Consider the following 23,695-nt stretch of genomic DNA (forward strand, 5'->3'; position numbering starts at 1 on the left):
AGCAGTATCTGAATAACCAAAAGGCTGTGACAAAGACAGTAAGCTTTTTACCAAATGCAAAGCGAGCCGGGGAGGGTGTGAGCCCGGCCAGAGTAGTAAAAGACGAAAATCACTTTGGAGCTGCAGGCTGAATTTACAGTAGGCTGTGCCGGGATTCCCCCGTTATAGGGATAGCATATGGTAGTATGTAAAAGGGTGGTATAGCGAAGTGAGCCTTCGTCCTGATTTTGGACGAAGGCTTTTATTATGTTAATTCTTTTATGGTGTGTTTTGATTGTAATATTGTAGGAGGTACAACCATGTATCAAAAAGTATCCACAGACCTGCATTTTGTGGACCGCGAAAAAGAAGTAGAAAAGTATTGGCAAGAAAACCAAGTATTCGAAAAAAGTGTGGAGACCCGCCGCAAAGCGGAGCCTTATGTGTTTTATGATGGCCCGCCCACCGCAAACGGAAAACCGCACATTGGCCACGTGCTTACCCGTGTTATTAAAGATTTGCTGCCCCGCTACCAAACGATGAAAGGCAAGCAAGTACCGCGTAAGGCTGGATGGGATACCCACGGTCTGCCCGTTGAGCTGGAAGTGGAAAAGCTGCTTCATATTAACGGCAAAGACCAAATTGAAGCCTATGGCCTAGAGCCTTTTATTGACAAATGCAAAGAAAGCGTTTGGAAGTACAAGGGCATGTGGGAAGATTTCTCTCGTACGGTTGGCTTTTGGGTAGATATGGAGAACCCCTACGTTACCTACGACAATAATTTTATTGAGTCGGAGTGGTGGGCGTTAAAGGAAATTTGGGAAAAGGACCTTTTGTACAAAGGCTTTAAAATTGTCCCCTACTGCCCTCGTTGCGGAACCCCGCTTTCCAGCCATGAGGTGGCACAAGGCTATAAGGATGTAAAGGAACGCTCCGCCGTTGTAAAATTCAAGGTGAAGAATGAAGATGCTTACATTCTGGCATGGACAACAACTCCGTGGACCTTGCCTTCCAACGTTGCGCTTTGCGTGAATCCCGATGAGAAATATGTAAAAGTAAAGAAAGACGACACCATATATTACATGGCGGCGGAACTCGTTAACACCGTTCTGGGTGAAGAAGCTGAGGTTCTGGAAAGCTTTGTCGGCACCGATTTGGAATACAAGGAGTACGAACCGCTATTCCCCTTTGTACAGCCCAAAGAAAAGTGCTGGTTTGTGACCTGTGAGCGTTATGTTACGCTGTCGGACGGTACTGGCGTCGTTCATATTGCACCCGCATTTGGTGAAGACGATGCTCGCGTAGGCCGTGTATACGGCTTGCCTTTTGTTCAGCTTGTAGACGGCAAAGGCGAAATGACACAGGAAACTACTTGGCCTGGTGTATTCTGCAAAGATGCCGACCCCATGATTCTGGATGACCTCAAGGCGAGGGGCTTGCTGTTTTCTGCACCCAAGTTTGAGCATAGCTACCCGTTCTGCTGGCGCTGCGACACTCCGCTGATTTACTACGCCAGAGAATCTTGGTTTATTAAGATGACCGCGGTTCGCGAAAGCCTTATCCGCAATAACAATACTGTGAACTGGATTCCCCCGTCAATTGGCAAAGGTCGCTTTGGCGATTGGCTCGAGAACGTGCAGGATTGGGGCATCAGCCGCAACCGCTATTGGGGTACTCCGCTCAATATTTGGGAATGCGAATGTGGCTGCCGCCATGCAATTGGCAGCATCGAAGAGCTCAAAAAGATGTCGCCCAATTGCCCAGAGAATATTGAACTGCACCGCCCCTATATTGATGCGGTTACCATTACCTGCCCAGACTGCGGCAAGCAGATGAACCGTGTACCAGAGGTCATTGACTGCTGGTTTGATTCCGGCTCTATGCCGTTTGCACAGCATCATTATCCCTTTGAGAATAAAGAGCTGTTCCACGAGCAGTTCCCAGCGGACTTTATCTCTGAAGCAGTTGACCAGACACGCGGCTGGTTCTATTCACTCATGGCTATTTCTACGCTGCTGTTTGATAAGGCCCCGTTCCGCAATGTCATAGTGTTGGGTCACGTTCAGGATGAAAACGGACAAAAGATGTCAAAATCCAAGGGCAATGCAGTTGACCCATTTGAGGCACTCGAAACGTACGGTGCGGATGCGATTCGCTGGTATTTTTACAGTAACTCTGCACCTTGGCTGCCGAACCGTTTTTATAGCAAGGCTGTGGTGGAGGGTCAGCGCAAGTTCCTCTCTACCTTGTGGAACACGTATGCGTTCTTTGTTCTGTATGCCAATATTGATGAGTTCGACGCTACTGAGTATAAGCTCGAAACAGAGAAGTTAACGTTATTAGACAAATGGCTGTTCTCTCGCCTAAATACCATGGTGAGTGATGTTGACAGTCATTTGGAGAATTACCGCATTCCCGAAGCGGCTCGTGCGCTTCAGGAATTTGTAGACGATATGAGCAACTGGTATGTGCGCTGCAGCCGTGAGCGCTTCTGGGTGGAAGAAATGACTCAGGATAAAATCAGTGCCTATATGACGCTCTACACCGCTCTGGTTACCGTAGCAAAGGCGGCGGCTCCCATGATTCCCTTTATGACAGAGCAGATTTACCGCAACCTTGTGTGCAGCATTGACCCCAAGGCACCTGAAAGCGTACACCTGTGCAACTTCCCGGAGTGCAATAAAGCGATGGTAGACACGAAGATGGAAGAGGACATGAAGCAGGCAATGCAGATTGTCACGTTAGGCCGTGCCGCCAGAAACGAAGCCGGTATGAAAATCCGCCAGCCTTTAGCAACTCTCTTTATTCATGCGGAGCGTGATTTGGGCGAGGATTTCCGCGAGATTATCCGGGAAGAGCTGAACATTAAATCGGTTCATTTTGTGTCGGATGCGTCTGACTTCTCAGATTACCGCTTTAAGCCCCAGCTCAAGCTGCTCGGCAAAAAGTTTGGTAAGCAAATCAATGAGGTTCGCGAGGCATTGGCGGCACTCAATGGTTCTAAAGCAAAGAAGGAACTTGACCAAAACGGTTCTATTTCGCTCACCATTTCTACCGGAGAAACTTCTCTCACGGCGGAAGAAGTGCTGATTGAAACCGTGCAAAAAGAAGGCTTTGAATCGATGTCCGATAAGGGCGTGACAATTGTTCTCGATACAACCCTGTCTCCCGAGCTGGTGGAAGAGGGCTTTGTACGCGAAATGATTAGCAAGCTACAGTCAATGCGTAAGGATGCTGGCTTTGAGGTTACAGACCGAATTGTGGTATTCCAGAACGGGAACGATAAGCTTGCCGACCTTCTGTGGAAGAATCGTGAGGAGATCAGCCGTGAAGTGCTTGCCGATGAGATTCGCCTTGGCGAAGTAGATGGCTACACCGCGGAATGGGATGTTAACGGTGAAAATACAACATTTGGCGTTGTAAAAGTTTCTTAAATTTATAGCTTTAATTCAAAAGCCAATTTTAAAAGAGGGAGCGGAATCCATTGCGATTCCGCTCCCTCTTTTCTATATTTTTATCAATCCAAGAAGTGATGAAAGCAAGCATAACATCATTTTTAATATTTAAAAAAGCAAAGTAAAAAACACACCGGAAAACCGGTGCGTTTTTGCGTCCGTTCATTGCGGATTTATCTCGTTGTTTTGTAGAAGAAACCGAGCGGAAGCGGCGTTTTCTTCTGCAACAAAAATCCGGTAGGTATCCCCGCTCTCCGAATCGAAGCGCACTCTGGTCTGCATAGGGCTTCTTCCTCCCAGGTTGTTCATGGATTCTCGCAAAGTGCGGTTCTCTGTTTTTGTGCGCAACGGTATGCCGTGTTCTCGCAGTATGTTTTGTCCCCGAAAAAAGGATTCCATATTTGTGCTAAAATAGACCTCCTGCCAACGGGAAGAAAATAGACCCATGCGAAAAGCCTCCAGTATTTTTATATACTTGGTTTATTCTGCTCCGTAAGAGCAGCAGTAATCCACCGGCTCCTGCATCTCAATTTGGAATTTGCTATTAGCAGGTACCGAAAAGCTCTCTCCTGCCGAAATGCTTTGCCACTCTGTTTCCCCGGGCAGCAGCACCTTAACTGTACCGGCTAGGATTTCCATAAGCTCACTGGCACCTGTTCCAAACTCATATTGGCCGGGTAGCATAATGCCAAGTGTTTTACGTGTGCCATCCTCGAACAGCACGGTACGGCTGGTTACTTTACCGTCAAAATAAATATTGGCTTTCTTTATTACCGTAACATTCTGAAATTGCTCCATAGGTAAACCTCCCAATTTGTGGTTTGTTTTTTTACATAGTAGCATGGAGAAGTACTTTTCGCAATCTCGGTTTAAGAAAAAAGAACCGCAAAAGAACAGTAAATGAGAAGTGCCGCCATAGCTATGCGCACGATGTTACCATGCGAGAGAATCACCTTTTGAAAAGTAAAGCCAAACACAGTCCATAATCCGGTCGCAATGAAAGCTGAGAGTGAAAGAAAAAGGCAGAAGAAAAGCAAAATAATCTTCGATTGGTAATACGGCGTTATAAACATAGAAAAAGTGGAAACGCCGTATAAGAAGGTGTTCGGATTTATAAATTGCAATAGCATTCCATTGATGAAAAGATGCTCTTTCTTTTTTTCAGTTACACCTTGCTTGGGTTCACTTTTTAGTGTTTTCCATGACAGCCATAAAATGTATCCTGCTCCTAGCCATTTCATTGCAGGCACAATCGCTGGAGCAATCTCCAAAAGCGTTAGACTAAAGATGCTGCATAGGAGCATAACGAAGAATACCCCTACACCTATACCCAAGTTAAAAGTAACACTTTTTTTAAGCTTGTACTGACTTGCATTTGTCATAGAAAGAATTGTATTTGCACCTGGCGACAGATTTAATATGAATATGTACGATAAAAAAGCGGTGACGTTAGTCATCTTGGCTTTCTCCCTCCAATTATATGTGGTATACTGCACATAACGAATAGTATATTATATCGTGCGATATAATAATACATTAAGTGCAGTATAGTGTCAAGAAGGAGGGGAGCCATTTGGATAACTTAAATGCTGTTATCTCTGAAAACTTAAGAAGAGTTCGTGAACAGAAAAAATTGAGCCTAGACCATCTCGCAAAGCTGTCTGGTGTGAGTAAAAGTATGCTGGGGCAAATCGAGCGCGGTGAGGTGAATCCCACTGTTTCTACTTTATGGAAAATATCGAACGGACTTAAAATTTCATTTTCCCAGTTCATTCATTATCAAGAAGCGAATGTTGAGCTAGTGGATCGAGGCCAGTTAACCCCACTAATTGAAGACGATGGAAAGGTGAGGATTTACTCCATTTTTCCATTTCATAGCGCACGTCGCTTTGAAATTTATTCGGTTGAGTTAGATGTGAACGGTTATTTATCAACGGAGCCTCATTTGCAGGGGACACAAGAATTTTTAACTGTATACCAAGGTCAATTAACGGTAGAGTTACAGGGGAAAACGTTCCTTGTGACTGAGGGGAATTCCATTCGTTTTCAGGCGGACCAGCCGCATAGCTACCAAAATGCAGAGAATACCCTTTGTACTCTTCAAATGGTTATTTATTATCCGGAATAAAGTGTATAAAAGGCACAGACAACTTTAATCGACATTTCCACTTCAATCTAAAAAAGGGGAAGAGTTGCAGCTTAGCTTTGATACCATTTATGTTGATTGCTTTCTTACATAATTTCTCTGCATATTGAGAAACCAGGAGCAAAAGAATATAATGGGTCTAATTTCATACGGTTTAATCCGTGAATGTGAAGGAGGGGTATGGTTGTTTGATAAATTTACGGTTTGCTCCAGCAAAGAACCCGTCAATGTAAAAGACTTTAGCCCAGACGATACGGCCGGGCTTTCAAAGGAAGAGGTTGAAGAAAAGAGCAAAGAGCTTCACGAAGAATTTAAAGAGTTGCAAGAAAAATTCTATGCTTCAAAAAAGCATGCGTTATTAATTGTGCTTCAAGGTATGGATTGCAGTGGCAAAGATGGTACCGTGCGCAGAGCGCTTTCCGGAATTAACCCCAATGGTTTTTACGTAGAAAATTTTAAAGAGCCTACTCCTCTGGAGCTGAATCACGATTATTTATGGCGGGTTCACCAAAAAACGCCCAAGCGGGGAGACATTGTAGTTTTTAACCGCTCCTATTATGAGGATGTTCTAGTTACTCGCGTACACAGAAGCATCGATGATGAAACCGCAGATCGTCGGTTTGATGAAATTCGCGATTTTGAGCGCTACCTTGTCAATAACGACACAATTTTGCTCAAGTTTTTTCTGCATATCTCGAAGGATTTTCAGCAGAAAAAGCTGGAGGAGAGGCTCCAGAATCCAGAAAAGAATTGGAAGTTTTCCTCCGCCGATTTAAAAGAGAGAAAGTTTTGGGACGAATACCAGCATTGCTATTCCGATGTGCTCTCCCATTGCAGCACAGAGGAAGCCCCTTGGTATGTGGTGCCTGCCAACCGCCGCTGGTTTCGCGATTACTTTGTTTTAAGTACTATTGTAAAAACTTTAAAAGAGCTCAATTTGGAATTCCCCCTGCTTGATGGCGATGTAAAAGAGTTAATCAAAGAATTAAAAAACAATCTATAAAAAGCTGACTGATAAAACGAAAAGCAGGTGATTGCGTGAAAAGGTGCATTGTAACAGCTGGAATAGTTGATTAACAAAAATATGTTAGGAGAATTATTATGACTATTCCAGGTGAAAAAGTGTATCCACGTACCAATGATACGAATACAATCTATTTGAAAAGCGTGATTACAAACCCCAATATCCTGGTTGGCGACTATACCATTTATAACGATTTTGTATCTGACCCAAGGGGTTTTGAAACCAATAATGTGCTGTACCATTACCCCATTAATCATGACCGTTTGGTGATTGGTAAATTTTGTTCCATTGCTTGTGGAGCAAAATTCATTTTCACCAGTGCCAACCATACGTTGCAATCGTTATCCACCTATCCGTTTCCCCTGTTCTTTGAAGAATGGGGTTTAGAACAAAAGGATATTGCTTGTGCATGGGACAACAAGGGAGATATTGTGCTTGGCAATGATGTCTGGATTGGATATGAAGCCACGATACTTTCTGGTGTTCATATTGGAGATGGTGCAATCATAGGAGCACGGGCGGTGGTAACAAAGGATGTTCCCCCGTATACCATTGTGGGAGGTGTTCCCGCTAAGGAAATTCGAAAACGGTTTGATAAAGCGACCATAAATAAGCTGCTCCAAACAAGTTGGTGGGATTTGCCCTTTGATACAATCAAGCAGGTACGGCCGTTTATTCAGAATGGGGATGTCGAAGAATTGGTGAACAGACTATGTAGCACCCATACTTAACAAAAGGGTTAAAAAGAAATGTTAGGTTAAGCGACGGGATAATAAGATTATTTTAAGTTTTTAAGATTTGCCGTAGGATTTTAAGTCCTACGGCAAATTTCTTTCCCTAAACTCTGCCAACTATGTTGAATACTTATAAATTAGTTGGTAGCTGGGACGGTTTTTCTTGTACGGTTTAGAACCCTCAAGCTTCTTTTTAATAAGCAAAATAAAAAAATAGGAGTAACAAATTGAAACGATACCTATATTCGTATACAATTAGAATAGGCCTTTAATGATCCATGTGGAGGGGCAACGCTTGAGCAGTTTGCAGGGGTATCTCTCTGAATGGGAAGACACCTTACAAATGGGGTGTATCCGAACGGTGCGTACCTCAATACTGCCAAGGCGATTGGGTAGGTATCCCGTTTCGGGCGGCCTTGCGCGAATCCCACCGATACCTAAAAAGACTTCTACCTAAAGAATGATTAAACCGTTAGGACGTGACCGCTATGCTGCGTATTGCCATCTGTGACGACGAGCCAAGGGAGCTGGACATCCTTTGCGAATACATCAAAGAATATCTTAACATTCAACCATGGGATGCAGTGGTGAAAACATTTTCTCATCCAGATAATTTGCTCACTGCAATTGAAACTGAGAGCTTTCATGTTTACATACTGGATATTGTCATGCCTATGCACAGCGGTCTGGAGTTGGGCCAAAGCATCCGCCGTATCAGCCGGGAGGCGCAGATTGTCTACATTACCACCGAGCCGGGCTATGCGCTCGATGCCTATGCGGTCAATCCGTTGCATTATTTGATTAAACCTGTGGAAAAGCAAGCTCTGTTTTCCACACTAGAGTTGGCTTTTTCCAAGGTGGATTTCGGCAGGGAAATTACCGTTACTGTGAAAAATAAGAAGGGTCTGCGTACCTTATCCGCAGATCAAATTGCTTTCTGCGAATATAAGAATCACGCTGTGCGCTATACGCTTATTAATGGCGAACAGGTGGAAACGACCACGCTTGCCTGCGGCTTTGCCGAGCATATCGCACCCCTCCTGCGTGATGCGCGCTTTCTTTCTCCCCATGTCTCCTTTGCGCTCAATATGAGTCGCGTAGAGAAGCTAACGCGAGAGGGCTTTTATTTGCGTGATGGAGACTTTGTGCCTGTTTCCGCAAGGCAGTATTCCACCGTACGAAATGCCTACTTGAATTACCGCCTGAGCAGGGAGGAGTAATGAATCATGGAATTATTTCATGCAAACTTCTTGCGTGGCGTGGTTTCTGCTGCCATGAACGTGGTGCTGTTAATTTCTCTTTTGCAGCCCAAATACAGTCGTAAAGTTACAAACCTTGTTATGCTCGCAATACTTACATTAAATCTATCGACAGCGATTTTTTGCTATACCACCGGCAATCTTACCTTGCTTGCAAAGATTGATGTCGTCTTGTTCACGCTACTGTGTTTTGCAGCACGGCCTTTTTTTCGAGACAGCTTCATGCAGTGGCTGTTCTCATACATCACTGTAATAAACGTAAGCTTTATTGTGGTGATACTTAGCTTTATTTTTTCAAGGTACTTACCTTATCCTGCATATACAAATACCGTATTGCGGTTGTTCCTTTTTGCGGCTGTTATTCTGTTGTTTCGCAAGGTTCTGCGACCCCTTTACCGCCAAGTGGCAGAACATTGGGCAGTGTTTTTCTATGTGGCCGGCAGCGCCTTTTTGGCATTTTCGTGGTTTATGTTCAATAGCGATAATATTGTGCAGACACTTACGATACAAACCGTGCCGTTGCTTTGGCTCATCCTTGTAACGTTGGCTGCATATGGCTCAGTGTTTCACAGCCTTAAAAGCGTGGGCGCAGAATACCGCCTAAAGCAGGACAAGGCCTTGTTGGAGCTGTCCGGCGAGACAATGAAACAGCGCCTTTCTCTTATGGAAGAAGCGGTAGGGCAAATGCACGTTGTACAGCACGATCAGCGTCACCTGAACGCTACCCTTTTGGAGCTAATGCAAAAAGGCGATGTGGAAAATGCCGCCGCCTTGCTTCGCCGGCAGATTGCCGCTTTACCGCAAAAGCCAATGCGCTATTGTGATAATATTACGGTAAACGCTGCCGTAAGCTACTATGCGGCATTGGCGGAGGGGCGGAGAATCCGTTGTGATTTGAGGCTGGATATTCCCGAAAAGCTGCCGTTCTCTGAGTTGGCTCTCTGTATGGCGATTTCCAATCTGATGGAAAACGCCATACACGCCTGTGAAAAGCTTGATTCCCAAGAGGAACGCATTCTCTGTGTCCGTGCTGTGTACACCGGTCAGCTTATTTTGGAGGTGGAGAATCCGTATTCCGGTGAGGTCTTGCTAAATGATGATGGCTATCCCACTGCCCGGGAGGAGGGGCATGGTTGGGGAGGCGAGAGTGTAAGAGCCTTTGCATCGGAAAATGGCGGTGAGCTTCTCTATCAGGTGGAAAATGGTATTTTTAATGTGCGGTTGCTAATCTGAGCACAATAAGTTCCTTTGTCAAGAGGAAATTTTTGTTCATCCTCAAACATTAAGTAGAAAAATATGACTTTTAGGTAAAATTTGGTTGCTCCCTTATGCTTTGTGCTATCCTGCATTCAGGAAATCACAAAGCAAAAGGGAGCAATTTTTATGACTGAAAATGACCGACGCAAAGATGATCAGGTTCTTTCCGCCCCCAACGCGGAGGGTAACGTATGGCCAAGGCAATCTTGCCCGGCCTTTATTCCCCGCGTCGGTGCGGTGGAGAAAACCTGCTGGTACTGCGGCTACGCAGATTTTCATCTGGACAAGCCCCGGGCTTTGGATGTGGGTGTGTGCTATTACCCCAAAAAGCAATTGAAACAGGAGGGAACAAGGGAATGAAAAAACGTTTATTGAGCTTCGCACTGGCACTGTGTATGATGCTGACGCAGCTGCCGATTTCAGCGATGGCAGAGAATGCGGGCGCATCCGGTGCGAGCGGAGAAATTATCGCATTTGCCCCGCTTGACGAAACAGAAAAGTCGGTACCAACCGGCACAGCAATTGAGGATTTGGAGCTGCCGGAAATGCTGACGGCAACTGTAAAAACAGCTGTGCCTAACGATGGGGATACGGTGGAGGAACTTGTAAAGGATTCAGGGCAGCCTGAAATACCGACTGCAACGGAGGAATCAGCTGTGCCCGCGTACAGCGGTACGGTGGAAGAACCTGTAAAGGATTCGTTGCAGTCTGAAATACCGACTGCAACGGAGGAACCTGTAAAGGGTTCGGGCGAGCCAGAGGCGACGGCTACGTCGGACAATCCGGCAACGGCAACCACCAGCTCTGCCCTACAGGCGGAAACGAGTGAGCCAAAGGAACCGCAACAAGAGGTAGCAACCGCTTCGAAATGGGAAGAAAAAACCGTGGAGATTCCGGTTACATGGACAGCCGATCCGGAATATGACGGAAACAAAAACGACGTTTATGTTTTTACGCCAGTGATGGAAGGCTATACCGTAAGTGCCGACCTGCCGGAAATCACCGTGACGGTGGGTAAAATGCCGCCCCTTGCAGTGGCGCTGGCGCAGGCAGAGATGAAAACCATATCTCTCAACGGCATTACGGTCAAATATGACAGCGACTTTGAGCCGGATCTTAGCTCCGACACCATCATCATCAGCAACGGAGGAAATTATATCATCAGCGGCGAGACCACTAGCATGAAAATCGAGGTGGGAGCCGATCAACTAGCGAACATCACTTTGGACAATATGAGTATTGATGTGAGGGGCATGGCCGGTGCTTGTGCCCTTGATATGTCGACCAGTGCGAGGGTGAATCTGACCCTCATTGGCGAAAACTCTCTGAAAAGCGGCTCCGGTTCGCCCGGCCTCAAGGCATCCGGTGAACTGACCATCACGGCAAAAAGCACGGCCAGCCTTAGGGCAGAGGGCATGGGCGAAGAGTCGGGCGTCGACGGCAATCTTACCGTCACAGGCAGTGCCAGGGTCACCTTAGCAGGCGCTGGCGCTAACGGAAAAGCGCTCACCGGCATACTGACCGCTGAAAATTTTAATATTAAAGGTGGCGATAGCGAAAACTCTATGATGTTTATTTCCGCATCCGACGCCTCCGCTTTTCCATATGTTACCGTTGAGCCGGATTCCCTTCCCTTTGCCCCCCAAGTCCAGTGGGGCGTGGCGGGAAGCGATGACGCCGTACCAACAACGTGGACACAAGGCACACTGGCCGATGCCATAAGTTATGCAAACTTAAACACTGGTACATACATTCAGCTTTTGGATAATATCAACAAGGACAACCACAATACATGGCCTCTGACATTTGATCAAAGTAAATCCACCATCCTTGATATGAATGGAAATGATATTGACAGAGGGCTAACGACGGCAACTGAAAACGGCAATGTAATCATTGTCAAAGGCTCTTTGACCATCAAGGACAGCAGCACGGCTGATGTTTCAAAGCAGGGCTGTATCACCGGGGGATATACCTCCGATGATACCGGTGGCGGTGTGTATGTGCTTGGCATATTCACCTTGCAGGGCGGCAACATCACCGGCAACAAGACCACAAGCAGCGGCGGTGGTGTAAGCATATCGGCTTACTGCACTTTTAATATGCAGGGCGGCAGTGTTGCCGACAATGAAGCGGCAGTTTGTGGTGGCGGCGTCTATACTTCAAATGGCACCTTCAACGTGAAGGGCGGCAGCATAACCGGCAATAAAAGTGCAAACGGCGGCGTTTATGTCAGCGGACATTTCAGGGCAGGTGGCAGCGTAGTTGTAAAAGGTAACACTCTGACAGCTTCCTCCGTTGAACGCAATGCGGTGATACCAACCGGCAAACAGATTTTTATAGACTTCCCACTCGTTAGCGGTGCTTCTATTGGGGTAACGGCAGAGTCTGTACCTACGGTCGGCAGTCCGATAGTAGTCGCAAATTCAGATTCAATATTTAATGACTGCAGCGGATATTTTTTCAGTGATAATAGCAGCTACTTGATACAAAAGGGTGCATCCAATAGCGTGCAGCTTGTGGCATCTTCCCCCACCATCGGCACGCTGTCTATTCCGGATTCCTTTACGGCGGGGCGTCACCTTGTGATGAGTGACCTTGAGTCCTATAAGCCTACTGTAACCCCTAACGGCTATACCATCACGGCACAAGGCTGGGAGAATTCTGTTAACTCCGGCGCTTGGGTACCTTGGACGGCAGGCTATATTCCGCTTGACACCGCAGCTACCCGTCAGATACGCTATTATGTAACCTACAACGACGGCGGCAGTGAAAAAACAATTACATCCAATGCGATAACGTTCAAAGTAGTCGGATATACAACTGTGCTTGCGCTAACGGTGTCTCCCGTAAGCCCGCAAGCTGCGGGGAACAACGTCACCTTGACAGCAGCCCTCACGGATTCTTATGCAGGAACGGCTGTAAACGGGCAGCCGATTACCTTCAAGAGCGGAGAGACGACCCTCGGCACGGCGAATTTGAACGATAAAGGTGTGGCTACCTATATTTGGAGGCCGTCCGCTGCGGACACGTACACACTAACCGCTGAGTACCCCGGAAATGCTCTCAACAAAGCCGCAACCTCAAACACGGTCAACTACACGGTGATTGTTGACCCAAATGTAGCGGCGGTTGCCGCGGCAAAAAACGCTCTGGCTGACGGAACCGTTAATGTGGCTTTCGGTGCAGGCCAAGCTGCAAAAACAGCTGCTGTAAAAGCTTACGTGAGCAGCCTGCTTACCGGCGATGCCGCAGGGGTAACCGCAACCGTTACCTACAACAGCACTACCGGGAAGTATGATGTTGCCCTCTCTAAGGGCAGCGTGAATGGCAGCAAGAGCCTTCTTATGACCGTGAATATTGCGCCTGACCCGGATATTGCAATCATCGCCGGGGCTAAATCCGCCGCGCAGGGTGCAAACTACGCTAGCATGACGCAGACTGCGGCAGCCGATGAGGACGCTATTGAAGCGGCTGTGAAAAACACTGCGGTAACGGCAGTCAATAACAGTGGTGTTACCATCATTATAAATAAAGTTAAATATACCGCACCGCTTGCGGAAACTGCCGAAAATCCCATCGGTACAAACGGCAGCTATACCTTTACCGTTACGGTATTAAAAGGCGGTCAAAGTGATAAAACCGAGGAGAGAACCATTACCATCACGGCAACGCCTTATACAGGTGTTACTAATGCACAGGCCGTTGCTGCGGCAAAAAACGCTCTGGCTGACGGAACCGTTAATGTGGCTTTCGGTGCAGACCAAGCTGCAAAAACAGCTGCTGTAAAAGCTTACGTGAGCAGCCTGCTTACCGGCGATGCCGCAGGGGTAACCGCAACCGTCACCTACAACAGCACTACCGGGAAGTATGATGTTGCCCTCTCTAAGGGCAGCGTGAATGGCAGCAAGAGCCTTTCTATCACCATGAATATTGCACCTGACCCGGATATTGCAATTATCGCTGGGGCGAAATCTGCCGCACAGGGCGCAAACTACGTTACCATAACGCAGACCGCGGCAGCCGAAGAGGACGCTATTATAGCGTCTGTGAAAAACACCGCGGTAACGGCAGTCAATAACAGCGATATTACCGTTATCATAAATAAAGTTAGCTACACCGCACCGCTTGCGGGAACTTCTGCAAATCCCACCGGTACAAACGGCAGCTATACCTTTACCGTTACAGTATTAAAAGGCGGTCAAAGTGATAAAACCGGGGAGAAAACCATTACCATCACGGCTACACCTTATACGGGTGGAACTGGTGGCAATGGGAACAGCAGCAGTAGCTCCACTCCGAGCAAGTCCGTCGACACGAAGCCCACCGAGGCAGTCACCGGCACCTCCGAAAATAAGGCCACGGTGGATAATAAAGGCAATGCTAGTGTCGGCCTGACCGACAAGAATATCACCGATGCCATTGCGAACGCAAAAGCAGAAGCCGTGAAAAGGGGTGTGAATACAGGTGACATCACAGCAATGATTCATGTCTCCACAGGCGGTAAGGATGCAAACACAGTTACAGTCAATTTGCCCAAGACCACGCTGGAGCAGGTGATTGGTAACAACATTGCGAGCGTAGAGCTGGTCATTGACCGACCCGACCTTACCATCGGCATGAATCATGCGGCGGTGACGGAGATTAATAGGCAGGCAAATGCCGATGTACAGCTTACCGCAACCCGTATGGACAATGCAAAGCTATCCGGTGATGCAAAGGCCGCCATCGGAAACCGCCCCACCTATGACCTCAAAGCACTCTATGGCGGAGGTAAATCCGTGACTAACTTTGGCAACGGCAGCGTCAGCGTGGAGATTCCCTATACCCTGCAAAAGGGTGAGATTGCGGGCAATGTTTACGCCGTCTATGTAGACACCAATGGGAAAGCAACTCTCCTTACTGGTTCCAGCTATGATGCAAAACGCGGAACGGTGGTGTTTTCCACCAACCACTTCTCTACGTACGGCATAGCCTACAAATCGAGCTTCAACTTTACCGACATAGGCGGTCATTGGGCAAAGGACGACATTCTCTTTGTTGCAAATCGTGGCCTTTTGACCGGTTCCAGTGCCACCACGTTCAGCCCCAATAGCTCCATGACACGGGGAATGTTTGTAACAGCGCTCGGACGTTTGTCGAATGTCGATATAAGTGCCTATAAGAAATCTAGCTTTACCGACGTAAATGCGGATGCCTATTACATGGGTTATATCGAATGGAGCGTGAAAAATAACATTCTGACCGGAATTGGGGACGGTAAATTCGCGCCGGACGGTCTTGTGACTCGTGAGCAGATGGCGGTTATTATGGACAGGTATGCTACGGCTATCGGATTCAAACTGCCAGAAGTTCACACACAAAACCTCTTTGCAGACAATGCTAAGATTAGTGTGTGGGCGGCTCCTTCCGTAAAGCGCATCCAGATGGCAGGCATCATTCACGGGAAAAACAACAATTTCTATGACCCGCAGGGAACGGCTACCCGTGCCGAGCTTTCAGCAGTGCTGAAGCGCTTTGTAGAGCTTACGGCTTTCAGTAGTACCGCGCAGGGTTGGGTGAAAAATGATTCCGGCCAGTGGATGTTCTTTCAAAATGGAAAAGCTCTCACTGGATGGCAGACGATTCATGGTAAGATCTACTGCTTTGACAGCATCGGCGGCGCCTTTGCAAGCGGTTGGAAGCAGAACGCAAAAGGTGAATGGCTGTTCTTGACTTCCGATGGCAGTTCTGCTACCGGATGGAAAGACATCCAATCAAAGAGAAAAATGGAACGCTATTATTTTGATACCTACGGCATTTTGGTTGCCGGTAAATGGCTCCAGATTGATGGCAAATGGTATTACTTCTACGCTGATGGCTCTCTTGCCAAGAGCACCAAGGTGGACGGCTATGAGGTTGATGAAAACGGCGTGAGGAAGACAAAGTAACTTAAATAATAATTAAAAAGGCAAACCCATGAATCATGGGGACGCAAAGGTAGGGGTCTAAGGCGTTTTAAAACGCTATGATGACTTGGCTGCCAATACGAAGCAGGGTTTACTGTCTCTAAGATAGAGGGTAGACCCTGCTTGCTTTTATGGGGTTTAAGAGTTAATAACATACCGGTTCTCGTCTTTTACTTGTGGTAGAAGTATTTTTAAGCATCTTTCGTTTTATTACGGGTGAAATAGAGACAGCGCAATCTGCCTACGTCACCCGTGCCGAACCCCTGCCAGAATGAAATCTGGCAACAGAATATCACCCATAAAAGTCGCACCATCTGTTTAAATGTAAGTTCATTTTTATATCGGGCTGGTTCTTTGCAATTGGCTCGTGGTATTTTTGTCAAATGATTGAATATTCTGGCGCAAAATGGTACAATTAATTTTCATGAGGCAGGTGAACACATTGAGGTTAAAAAAATGGCTGGTGTCTCCTCTAAACAAAGAGCGTGCGGCGCAAATTGCAGAGGAATACGGTCTCCCGTTTTTTTTAGCAATGCTGCTGGAAATACGGGGCGCACACCAGCGAGATCAGATAGAAGAATTATTGGGTGAAAGGTCGGAGCTTTCCGACCCGTTTTTAACAGCAGATATGGATGTTGCAGCAGAACGGATTCGCCGTGCGCTGGATGATTTTGAGAAAATCGCAATCTACGGAGATTACGATGCAGATGGAGTGACTGCCACAGCCATTTTATACTCGTATTTGGAGTCTTGTGGCGGCAATGTGATGTATTATATTCCTGAGCGGGAAGGAGAGGGCTATGGCCTGAACAAAACCGCTGTGGAATTTTTGCATAACCGGCAGGTAAATTTAATCATTACCGTAGACAACGGAATTGCATCTATAAAAGAAGCCGAATATGTAAAAGAACTTGGCATGGAGTTGATTGTTACCGACCATCACCGAGTGCAGGAGGCGCTGCCAGACGCAGTTGCAGTAGTAGACCCCCACCGACCAGACGACACCTCTCCCTATAAGCATTTTGCGGGTGTTGGTGTGGCTTTTAAGCTGATTATGGCGCTGGAGGGGAACGATTGCGATTTAGAAGGTCTGCTTGAAAACTATGCGGATTTAGTTGCGGTTGGCACCATTGGGGACGTTGTACCACTCACGGGTGAAAATCGAGTTTTAGTGCGAAAGGGTTTGCAGTTGTTATCTCGATCGGATCGTCTTGGTATTCGAGAGCTGCTGGAACACGCAGGAATGCTTGGGCGGGAACTGTCCGCCGGTAACGTTGCCTTTTCCATTGTGCCACGTATTAACGCAACGGGCCGTATTGGTTCACCGAGCAGAGCCGTTCGGCTTTTGGTGAGCGAAGACCCCGATGAAGCCCGTGAGTTGGCGGAAGAAATTTGTGATGATAACGATTGTCGTCGACAAATTGAATCCGAATTATTCCAAAGTGCTCTCGAAGATTTAAGAGAACACCCGGAGCGCTTATACGACCGAGTTTTGGTGGTTGCCGGGCGCGAGTGGCACCACGGTGTAATTGGTATTGTGGCGGCGCGTTTGGTCGACCATTTCGGTAAGCCTTGTATGGTTATTTCTCACTCTGAGGAACAAGCAAAAGGTTCTGGCCGCAGTGTAGACGGTTTCTCGCTGTTTGAGGCGCTCTGCTCCTGCTCCGAGCTTTTTACAAAGTTTGGCGGGCACCCCATGGCGGCGGGTATCAGCTTGCCTACCGAAAATATTGAAGCTTTCCGTGTGGCTGTGAACCGCTATGCGGCAACGGTTCCGGCGGCAATTCCTACCCTGCGCATTGATTGCAAGCTACGGCCTGCTACCCTTACCCCGCAATTGCCGGGGCTATTGCAGGCGCTTGAACCATTTGGAACCGATAACCCTCCGCCACTATTTGGGCTTTATTCGATGAAGCTTGAAAAAATCACCGCGGTAGGGGAAGGAAAACACCTGCGGCTTACATTTTCGAGGGATGGTACGGTGCAAAACTGCATGCTGTTCCATACTCCTGCAAAGCTGTTTCCCTATGAACCGGGAGATGAATTGGATTTAGCTGTAACGCTGGATGCAAAGGAATACCGCGGTGAAATGCAGCTTTCTGTCTTTATTCGAGACATGAAGCTGACCGCATTGGATACAGATGCCCTCATTCGGGGAAAGCTAACATTTGAAAAATATAAAAGAGGAGACGACCTTACGCTCGAAGACGCACAGGAGCTATTGCCAGATTACACAGATTTTGCAATGTTGTACCGTTTTCTGCGTGAGCGTGGCGGTTGGTCTGGTGGAGCAGCACTGCTGCTTTACCGGCTTGACGGCGGCAAAATGGGTTATGCACGGCTGCTAACCGCACTGGAGGTTTTTGCGGAGCGTGGCCTGCTAATGCTTGAGCAAAGCGGTGAGCAGCTGAAAATTGAGCTGTGCGAAACAGAAAATAAAGTCAATTTGCTCGAGTCTCCAATATTATGTGATATTAACCAAATCAAAGAAGATGGTGTTGCACATGACTGATACAACTTCAAAAACCTATGATGATCTATTGCAATTGATGGAAACGAGCGGTCACGATTTTGATCTGGATCTGATCGGACGGGCATACCGGCTTGCGGAAAACTCCCACACGGGGCAAAAGCGCCTTTCCGGTCAGCCTTACATCATTCATCCTGTATCGGTCGCGTGTATTCTGGTTGAGCTGGGTATGGATTCGGAATCCATAGCAGCAGGGCTTTTGCATGATGTTGTAGAAGACACCTCCATAGAGCTTGACCAAATTAAAAAGCAGTTTGGAGTCAATATTGCAAATCTAATCGACGGTGTTACCAAGCTTGGGCGCATTCCGTATTCCTCACGAGAGGAACAGCAGGCAGAGAACATTCGAAAAATGCTCATTGCCATGTCGGAAGACATTCGCGTCATCATCATAAAGCTGGCGGACCGCCTGCATAATATGCGTACACTGGAGTACATGACCCCGCAAAAGCAGCGAGACAAGGCACTGGAAAACATGGAGGTTTACGCACCCATTGCGCACCGCCTCGGTATTCGTGCCATTAAGGAAGAGCTTGAAGACCTCTCTTTGCGCTACCTTGACCCCATTGCGTGCCAAGAGATTGAAAATGCACTGGAGCTGCGTAAAAAAGATCGTGACCATTTTATTGAGAACACAAAAACCTTGGTGTATGACCGCATTTCTCGTATGATTCCCAATGTGTACCTGCAAGGGCGTGTGAAGAGCATTCACGGCATTTACCGCAAGGTATTTATGCAGGGACGCAACATGGATGAAATTTACGATATTTATGCAGTGCGCGTAATTGTAGATACCGTGAATGACTGCTATAACGTGCTTGGTATTATTCACGATATGTTCCGACCGCTCCCAAACCGTTTTAAAGATTATATTTCCACCCCTAAGCCCAACATGTATCAGTCTCTTCATACTACCGTAATCGGCACGGAGGGAATCCCGTTTGAAGTGCAGATTCGTACCTGGGAGATGCACCATACGGCAGAGTACGGTATCGCGGCACACTGGAAATATAAGCTTGGCCTTGCGGGCAAGGGCGATTCCCTTGAAAACCGCTTGGCGTGGATTCGCCAGATGCTCGAAAACCAAAAGGACAGCGATGCAACCGATATTGTTCGAAATATTAAGTCTGACCTTGTACCGGAAGAAGTGTTTGTCTTTACACCAAAAGGTGAGGTAATCAACCTGCCCTTGGGGGCAACGGTAATTGACTTTGCCTATGCGATTCACAGTGCGGTTGGTAACCGTATGATTGGCGCAAAGGTAGACAAACGCATTGTTCCCATTGATTATAAAGTGAAAAACGGCGAGATTATTGAAATCCTCACAACCAAAGAGGTTAACCATGGCCCCAGCCGTGATTGGCTCAAAATTGTAAAAACAAGTGAGGCGCGCAACAAAATTCGCCAATGGTTCAAGCGCGAACGCCGAGACGAAAACATCCAGGAGGGCAAAGCGGAGGTTGAGCGCGAGTTTAAGCGCAACGGCATCGCATTTACCGATGATGAGCTGAAAAACTACCTGCTTGGCATTGGCCGCAAGGTAAGCTGCAATACCATGGATGATGTGTATGCGGCGATTGGCTACGGCGGTATTCAGCTTTGGAAGAGCATGCCTCGCCTGCGTGAGGAGTACCTCAAAACCAAAAAACCAGTACAGTCGCTGGAGCGCAAGCAGCCCCAAAGCCCTGTAAAGCGGGCAGCGGGCGGTGTGCTGATTGATGGTATGGAAAACTGCCTAATTAAGTTTTCACGCTGTTGTAACCCGCTTCCGGGGGATGAAATCATCGGCTTTATCACTCGTGGCTTTGGTGTGTCGGTTCACAAGCGTTCTTGTCCCAACGTACCAAGGAATATTGCAGAATCGCCGGAACCGGAGCGCTGGGTTGCTGCCCATTGGGAGGGTGGCGAGGTTAAGGAAGAATTTAAATCCACTCTCGAAATTGTTGCAGAGGTTCGCCCAGGTTTACTGGCAGACCTCACCCAGCAAATGTTTACTCTACGCTTGTTTATTCACTCTCTGAACTCGCGTGAAACAAAGGATGGAAAGACCATTATCTCGGCTACCATTACCGTCAATGGAATTGATCACCTTGCCGGTGTTATTTCGAAGATTAGCAGCATTGAGGGCATTTTGTCTGTTCGCCGTTCGTAAAAGCAAAGCATTTATTATAGCTTTTTATGGTTTCTTCCCTTGCTTGTTGCAAGGGAAGAAACTGGCATATACGTCGTAATTTACTTTTTCAAGCGTATCGACTAACTGAAGGAGAATCGGCCAATGAAAATCAAAACAATAACCGGCGGTTTACTGGAAGAAAACTGCTATTTGCTCACCGATGAAGAAACCGGACTTTCAGCGGTGATTGACCCCGGCTTTATCTCTGCAAAGCTGGATGAAGCCATTCGTGCACTGCCCGCCGAGAAGGTAGCGCTTTGCTTATTAACACACGGCCATTTTGACCATATTGATGGTGTGCCGAGAGTCAAAGAGCTAACCGGTTGCAAGGTATGTATCTCTCGCCCAGATGCCCCCTGTACGAGCAACCCTGCCATTAGCCAGGGGAATATGCTACCCTCCATACAGCACGAGAATTTTGAATCCGACCAACTATTGGAAAACGGTGAAATTATCGAGCTGGGCAGCCTGAAAATTCGTGTGCTGTACACACCGGGTCATACCGTAGGTAGCTGCTGCTTTATTGTGAATAATGCGATTTTTAGCGGCGACACACTATTTAGCGGCTCCATGGGTAGAACCGATTTACCTACCGGTAACGGCCGCGATATGATGCAGTCTTTGAAAAAGCTCTCTGATTTAGATGGGGATTTCTATGTGTATCCTGGTCATGGTCCCGCCACTACCTTAGAGAGAGAAAGAAAATATAATCCGTTTATGAATGAAGAGGAATTTTATTAATGGTTCTATTGGTTGACGGACACCCATACCATTACGAAATGGAAAATCTGTGTCGGGTGTTTCTGCCTTATGATGAGATTAAAACAATATTTGAAGCTACGGAGGCTCTGCCGGAGAGCGAGACTACCGTATATACGGGCATACAGCAAAAAGACGGACAAATTGTAATTACCGTTCGTCTGTATATGGGTGGCCGTTTGCTGCAAGACAGTAAATCGTTCCCAGAATCTATTTTACAAATGGACAAAGAAGCGGAGCGCCTCATGGCAGTTATGCTGTTTGAGCTGTTTGCCGAGCACTGTGGTTACCGCCCGCAGTGGGGTATTTTAACCGGTGTAAGACCCATTAAGCTTCTGCGCCGTTTGTGCGAACAAATGGGTCGAGAAGAAGCAATACAGCATTTTGAGTCTGGCTTTTTAGTCACTCCAGATAAAACAAAACTTAGCGTAGTAACGATGGACAACGAGCAGAAAATCCTTTGCCGTTCGAAACCGGAATCTTACAGCCTGTACATTTCCATTCCGTTTTGCCCCACGCGGTGTGCATACTGTTCATTTGTGTCTCAATCGGTAGATAAGGCAATTCGCCTTATGCCCGAGTATGTTTCGCTGCTGTGTAAAGAGCTGGAGCATACGGCTAAAGTGGCGCATGAGCTTGGTCTGAAGCTGGAGTCCGTTTACATTGGCGGTGGTACGCCAACGACCCTGTCACCGGAGCAGCTTCGAGTGCTGCTTTCCACACTTTGCACGCATTTTCCGGTCTCATCCTGCCGTGAATTTACGGTAGAGGCCGGTCGGCCAGACACAGTAACACCAGAGAGAATGCAGGTGCTTAAAGAATTTGGTGTGACACGTATCAGCATCAATCCGCAGACCATGAACGATGAAATTTTGGAGAGAATCGGCCGCCGCCACAATACGGCAGAAACACTCTCCGCCTTTGAGCTGTCTCGCAAAATGGGTTTTGACAATATTAATATGGACTTAATTGTGGGTCTGCCGGGCGATACGGTGGAGGGCTACCGCAATACGCTTGAGCAGGTATTGCACCTGAACCCAGAGAGCGTTACCGTGCATACGCTTGCACTCAAGCGTTCCTCGCGGCTGAATCAGTCGGAGCGGGAAGGCTTTGACCCCGATGCCGCAGCCGCCGCTCAAATGCTTGATGATACGGCGAAAAATCTGTTTGCAACCGGATATGAACCATACTACTTATATCGGCAAAGCCGCATGGTAGGTAATTTGGAGAACACCGGCTGGGCAAAGCCCGGTTGTTACAGCGACTATAACGTGTATATTATGGATGAAACCCATACCATTCTCGCTTGCGGCGCAGGTGCAGTCAGCAAAGTAAAGGATCCATATTCCGATACATTAAAACGTATTTTTAATTTCAAATTTCCGTATGAATATGTAAGCAGACATGAGGAAATGATTGCAAGAAAGGAGCAGGTGAAAGAACTGTATGAACTATTTCGCAAATAGCTACGTTAAGTATGTCGATCACCTTGAACAGATTAACGAGGCGGCTAAAACCGATCCGGTTGGTATGATCGAACAAATTGAATCGGCCTACCGCCGTTACCTGGGCTCCATTGTAAATACCATTACAGAAAACCCGGAGCGCAACAAAATTATTTTGCTGGCGGGGCCCTCCAGCAGTGGAAAGACCACTACGATGGAAGTGATGAAAGAGATGCTCCAGAGTCGTGGGATTCGCTGTGCGACCATTTCGCTGGATGATTTTTACCGCGGAGAGAGCCAGGCTCCCCTGCTTGAAAATGGGGATCACGACTATGAGTCGGTAGATGCACTCGACGTACCCGTTTTGGAAAGCTGTATGATGGACCTCATTGAATCGGGACGCTGCGAAGTGCCTGTTTTTGATTTTTCGGTTCACCTGCCTACCGGTCAAACAAAGCCGGTAGAGCTGCCGGAAAACGGCGTCGCCATCTTTGAGGGAATTCATGCTCTAAATCCACGTATTAGCGCCCATTTGCCAAAGGAGCGTTTGCTCAAGCTGTATATCAGTGTAAAGCAAGATATTAAAGACAGCGCGGGCGTGGTGCTTACACATAACGATTTACGCTTTATCCGCCGAGTCGTGCGCGATTTTAGCTTTCGCGGTGCCGGCCCGGAGCGTACACTCTCTATGTGGCAGAATGTTCTGGATGGCGAGAACAATTACATTCGCCCGTTTAAGAGCGTGAGTAATATTACAATTAATTCCATTCACATGTATGAGCCCTGCATTCTGCGCCGTAAGGCAATACCGCTTCTTCGTGAAATTTCACCGGAGCACCCCAATTACCATTACATCAGTTACCTGCTTACGCAATTGGAGCGGTTTGTGCCAATGGATGAAAGCTTAGTGCCTGAAAATTCTATTTTGCGTGAATTCATTGGCGGGAGTATTTATCAAAGCACCGTGGAATAATGGAAATAAACGG

The 23,695-nt window shown here is 47.3% G+C and carries 17 protein-coding genes and 1 riboswitch; of the genes, 14 read left to right on the plus strand and 3 right to left on the minus strand.

What is annotated here, in order from left to right; genetic code table 11:
* The first annotated feature begins 299 nt into the window (after positions 1-299).
* Entirely contained in the window at positions 300-3,413 is a 3,114-nt protein-coding gene (ileS, locus tag CAN90_RS06390) for an isoleucine--tRNA ligase (RefSeq protein ID WP_085833013.1), read from the plus strand.
* 183 nt (positions 3,414-3,596) lie between these two features.
* Here ileS and CAN90_RS06395 read toward each other — a convergent pair whose 3' ends face one another.
* The 3 genes from CAN90_RS06395 to CAN90_RS06405 form a co-directional block, all read right to left on the minus strand.
* Positions 3,597-3,881: a putative signal transducing protein gene (locus tag CAN90_RS06395; protein WP_085833014.1), complete on the minus strand. Its 285-nt coding sequence runs from the start codon at positions 3,879-3,881 to the stop codon at positions 3,597-3,599.
* A gap of 33 nt (positions 3,882-3,914) precedes the next feature.
* Positions 3,915-4,232, minus strand: a complete 318-nt coding sequence (gene ppnP, locus CAN90_RS06400) for a pyrimidine/purine nucleoside phosphorylase (protein ID WP_085833015.1) — start codon at positions 4,230-4,232, stop codon at positions 3,915-3,917.
* A gap of 71 nt (positions 4,233-4,303) precedes the next feature.
* On the minus strand, positions 4,304-4,891 hold the full coding sequence (locus CAN90_RS06405; protein WP_085833016.1) for a LysE family transporter: 588 nt from the start codon (positions 4,889-4,891) through the stop codon (positions 4,304-4,306).
* Positions 4,892-5,007: 116 nt separating this feature from the next.
* Here CAN90_RS06405 and CAN90_RS06410 point away from each other — a divergent pair, with 116 nt between their 5' ends.
* The 13 genes from CAN90_RS06410 to CAN90_RS06465 all read left to right on the plus strand — a co-directional run bounded on the left by CAN90_RS06410 (position 5,008) and on the right by CAN90_RS06465 (position 23,682).
* The gene (locus CAN90_RS06410; protein WP_085833017.1) at positions 5,008-5,562 is read left to right on the plus strand and encodes a helix-turn-helix domain-containing protein; all 555 of its coding nucleotides are present in this window, start codon (positions 5,008-5,010) and stop codon (positions 5,560-5,562) included.
* Positions 5,563-5,764: 202 nt separating this feature from the next.
* Complete coding sequence (locus tag CAN90_RS06415; protein ID WP_187138312.1) at positions 5,765-6,583, plus strand: PPK2 family polyphosphate kinase; 819 nt, start codon at positions 5,765-5,767, stop codon at positions 6,581-6,583.
* 98 nt (positions 6,584-6,681) lie between these two features.
* A complete protein-coding gene (locus CAN90_RS06420; RefSeq protein WP_085833019.1) occupies positions 6,682-7,335 on the plus strand; it encodes a CatB-related O-acetyltransferase in 654 nt (217 codons plus the stop codon).
* Positions 7,336-7,633: 298 nt separating this feature from the next.
* On the plus strand, positions 7,634-7,795 hold the full coding sequence (locus CAN90_RS13585; RefSeq protein WP_159450361.1) for a hypothetical protein: 162 nt from the start codon (positions 7,634-7,636) through the stop codon (positions 7,793-7,795).
* A 31-nt stretch (positions 7,796-7,826) separates the two neighbouring features.
* Positions 7,827-8,558 carry a LytR/AlgR family response regulator transcription factor gene (locus CAN90_RS06425; protein ID WP_085833020.1) on the plus strand — a complete coding sequence of 244 codons (732 nt, stop codon included), beginning with the start codon at positions 7,827-7,829 and terminating at the stop codon, positions 8,556-8,558.
* Between the two features lie 6 nt (positions 8,559-8,564).
* Positions 8,565-9,830 carry a sensor histidine kinase gene (locus tag CAN90_RS06430; protein ID WP_085833021.1) on the plus strand — a complete coding sequence of 422 codons (1,266 nt, stop codon included), beginning with the start codon at positions 8,565-8,567 and terminating at the stop codon, positions 9,828-9,830.
* A gap of 150 nt (positions 9,831-9,980) precedes the next feature.
* A complete protein-coding gene (locus CAN90_RS06435; protein WP_085833022.1) occupies positions 9,981-10,214 on the plus strand; it encodes a hypothetical protein in 234 nt (77 codons plus the stop codon).
* Complete coding sequence (locus CAN90_RS06440) at positions 10,211-15,784, plus strand: S-layer homology domain-containing protein (RefSeq protein ID WP_085833023.1); 5,574 nt, start codon at positions 10,211-10,213, stop codon at positions 15,782-15,784. The genes CAN90_RS06435 and CAN90_RS06440 overlap by 4 nt, the downstream gene beginning before the upstream one ends.
* 9 nt (positions 15,785-15,793) lie before the next feature.
* A riboswitch (cyclic di-GMP riboswitch) is annotated at positions 15,794-15,881 on the plus strand.
* A 354-nt stretch (positions 15,882-16,235) separates the two neighbouring features.
* Positions 16,236-18,314, plus strand: coding sequence for a single-stranded-DNA-specific exonuclease RecJ (gene recJ, locus CAN90_RS06445; RefSeq protein WP_242953591.1), 2,079 nt, complete (start codon positions 16,236-16,238; stop codon positions 18,312-18,314).
* The gene (locus tag CAN90_RS06450) at positions 18,307-20,484 is read left to right on the plus strand and encodes a RelA/SpoT family protein (protein ID WP_085833025.1); all 2,178 of its coding nucleotides are present in this window, start codon (positions 18,307-18,309) and stop codon (positions 20,482-20,484) included. The genes recJ and CAN90_RS06450 overlap by 8 nt, the downstream gene beginning before the upstream one ends.
* A 123-nt stretch (positions 20,485-20,607) precedes the next feature.
* Positions 20,608-21,246, plus strand: a complete 639-nt coding sequence (locus CAN90_RS06455) for an MBL fold metallo-hydrolase (RefSeq protein WP_085833026.1) — start codon at positions 20,608-20,610, stop codon at positions 21,244-21,246.
* Positions 21,246-22,730, plus strand: coding sequence for a coproporphyrinogen dehydrogenase HemZ (gene hemZ, locus CAN90_RS06460; RefSeq protein WP_085833027.1), 1,485 nt, complete (start codon positions 21,246-21,248; stop codon positions 22,728-22,730). The genes CAN90_RS06455 and hemZ overlap by 1 nt, the downstream gene beginning before the upstream one ends.
* A complete protein-coding gene (locus CAN90_RS06465; protein WP_085833028.1) occupies positions 22,711-23,682 on the plus strand; it encodes a nucleoside kinase in 972 nt (323 codons plus the stop codon). The genes hemZ and CAN90_RS06465 overlap by 20 nt, the downstream gene beginning before the upstream one ends.
* The last annotated feature ends 13 nt before the right edge of the window (positions 23,683-23,695 follow it).

Origin of the sequence: Clostridium merdae (assembly GCF_900176635.1) — a bacterium.
GTDB lineage: Bacteria > Bacillota > Clostridia > Oscillospirales > Acutalibacteraceae > Faecalispora > Faecalispora merdae.

What these genes read in the sequence shown, in the direction of transcription:
- hemZ (WP_085833027.1), top strand. Translation starts at nt 21,246, where the DNA reads ATGGTTCTATTGGTTGACGGACACCCATACCATTACGAAATGGAAAAT.
- CAN90_RS06435 (WP_085833022.1), top strand. Translation starts at nt 9,981, where the DNA reads ATGACTGAAAATGACCGACGCAAAGATGATCAGGTTCTTTCCGCCCCC.
- CAN90_RS06395 (WP_085833014.1), bottom strand. Translation starts at nt 3,881, where the DNA reads ATGGGTCTATTTTCTTCCCGTTGGCAGGAGGTCTATTTTAGCACAAAT.
- ileS (WP_085833013.1), top strand. Translation starts at nt 300, where the DNA reads ATGTATCAAAAAGTATCCACAGACCTGCATTTTGTGGACCGCGAAAAA.
- CAN90_RS06465 (WP_085833028.1), top strand. Translation starts at nt 22,711, where the DNA reads ATGAACTATTTCGCAAATAGCTACGTTAAGTATGTCGATCACCTTGAA.
- CAN90_RS06405 (WP_085833016.1), bottom strand. Translation starts at nt 4,891, where the DNA reads ATGACTAACGTCACCGCTTTTTTATCGTACATATTCATATTAAATCTG.
- CAN90_RS06450 (WP_085833025.1), top strand. Translation starts at nt 18,307, where the DNA reads ATGACTGATACAACTTCAAAAACCTATGATGATCTATTGCAATTGATG.
- CAN90_RS06425 (WP_085833020.1), top strand. Translation starts at nt 7,827, where the DNA reads ATGCTGCGTATTGCCATCTGTGACGACGAGCCAAGGGAGCTGGACATC.
- ppnP (WP_085833015.1), bottom strand. Translation starts at nt 4,232, where the DNA reads ATGGAGCAATTTCAGAATGTTACGGTAATAAAGAAAGCCAATATTTAT.
- CAN90_RS06420 (WP_085833019.1), top strand. Translation starts at nt 6,682, where the DNA reads ATGACTATTCCAGGTGAAAAAGTGTATCCACGTACCAATGATACGAAT.
- CAN90_RS06440 (WP_085833023.1), top strand. Translation starts at nt 10,211, where the DNA reads ATGAAAAAACGTTTATTGAGCTTCGCACTGGCACTGTGTATGATGCTG.
- CAN90_RS06430 (WP_085833021.1), top strand. Translation starts at nt 8,565, where the DNA reads ATGGAATTATTTCATGCAAACTTCTTGCGTGGCGTGGTTTCTGCTGCC.
- CAN90_RS06455 (WP_085833026.1), top strand. Translation starts at nt 20,608, where the DNA reads ATGAAAATCAAAACAATAACCGGCGGTTTACTGGAAGAAAACTGCTAT.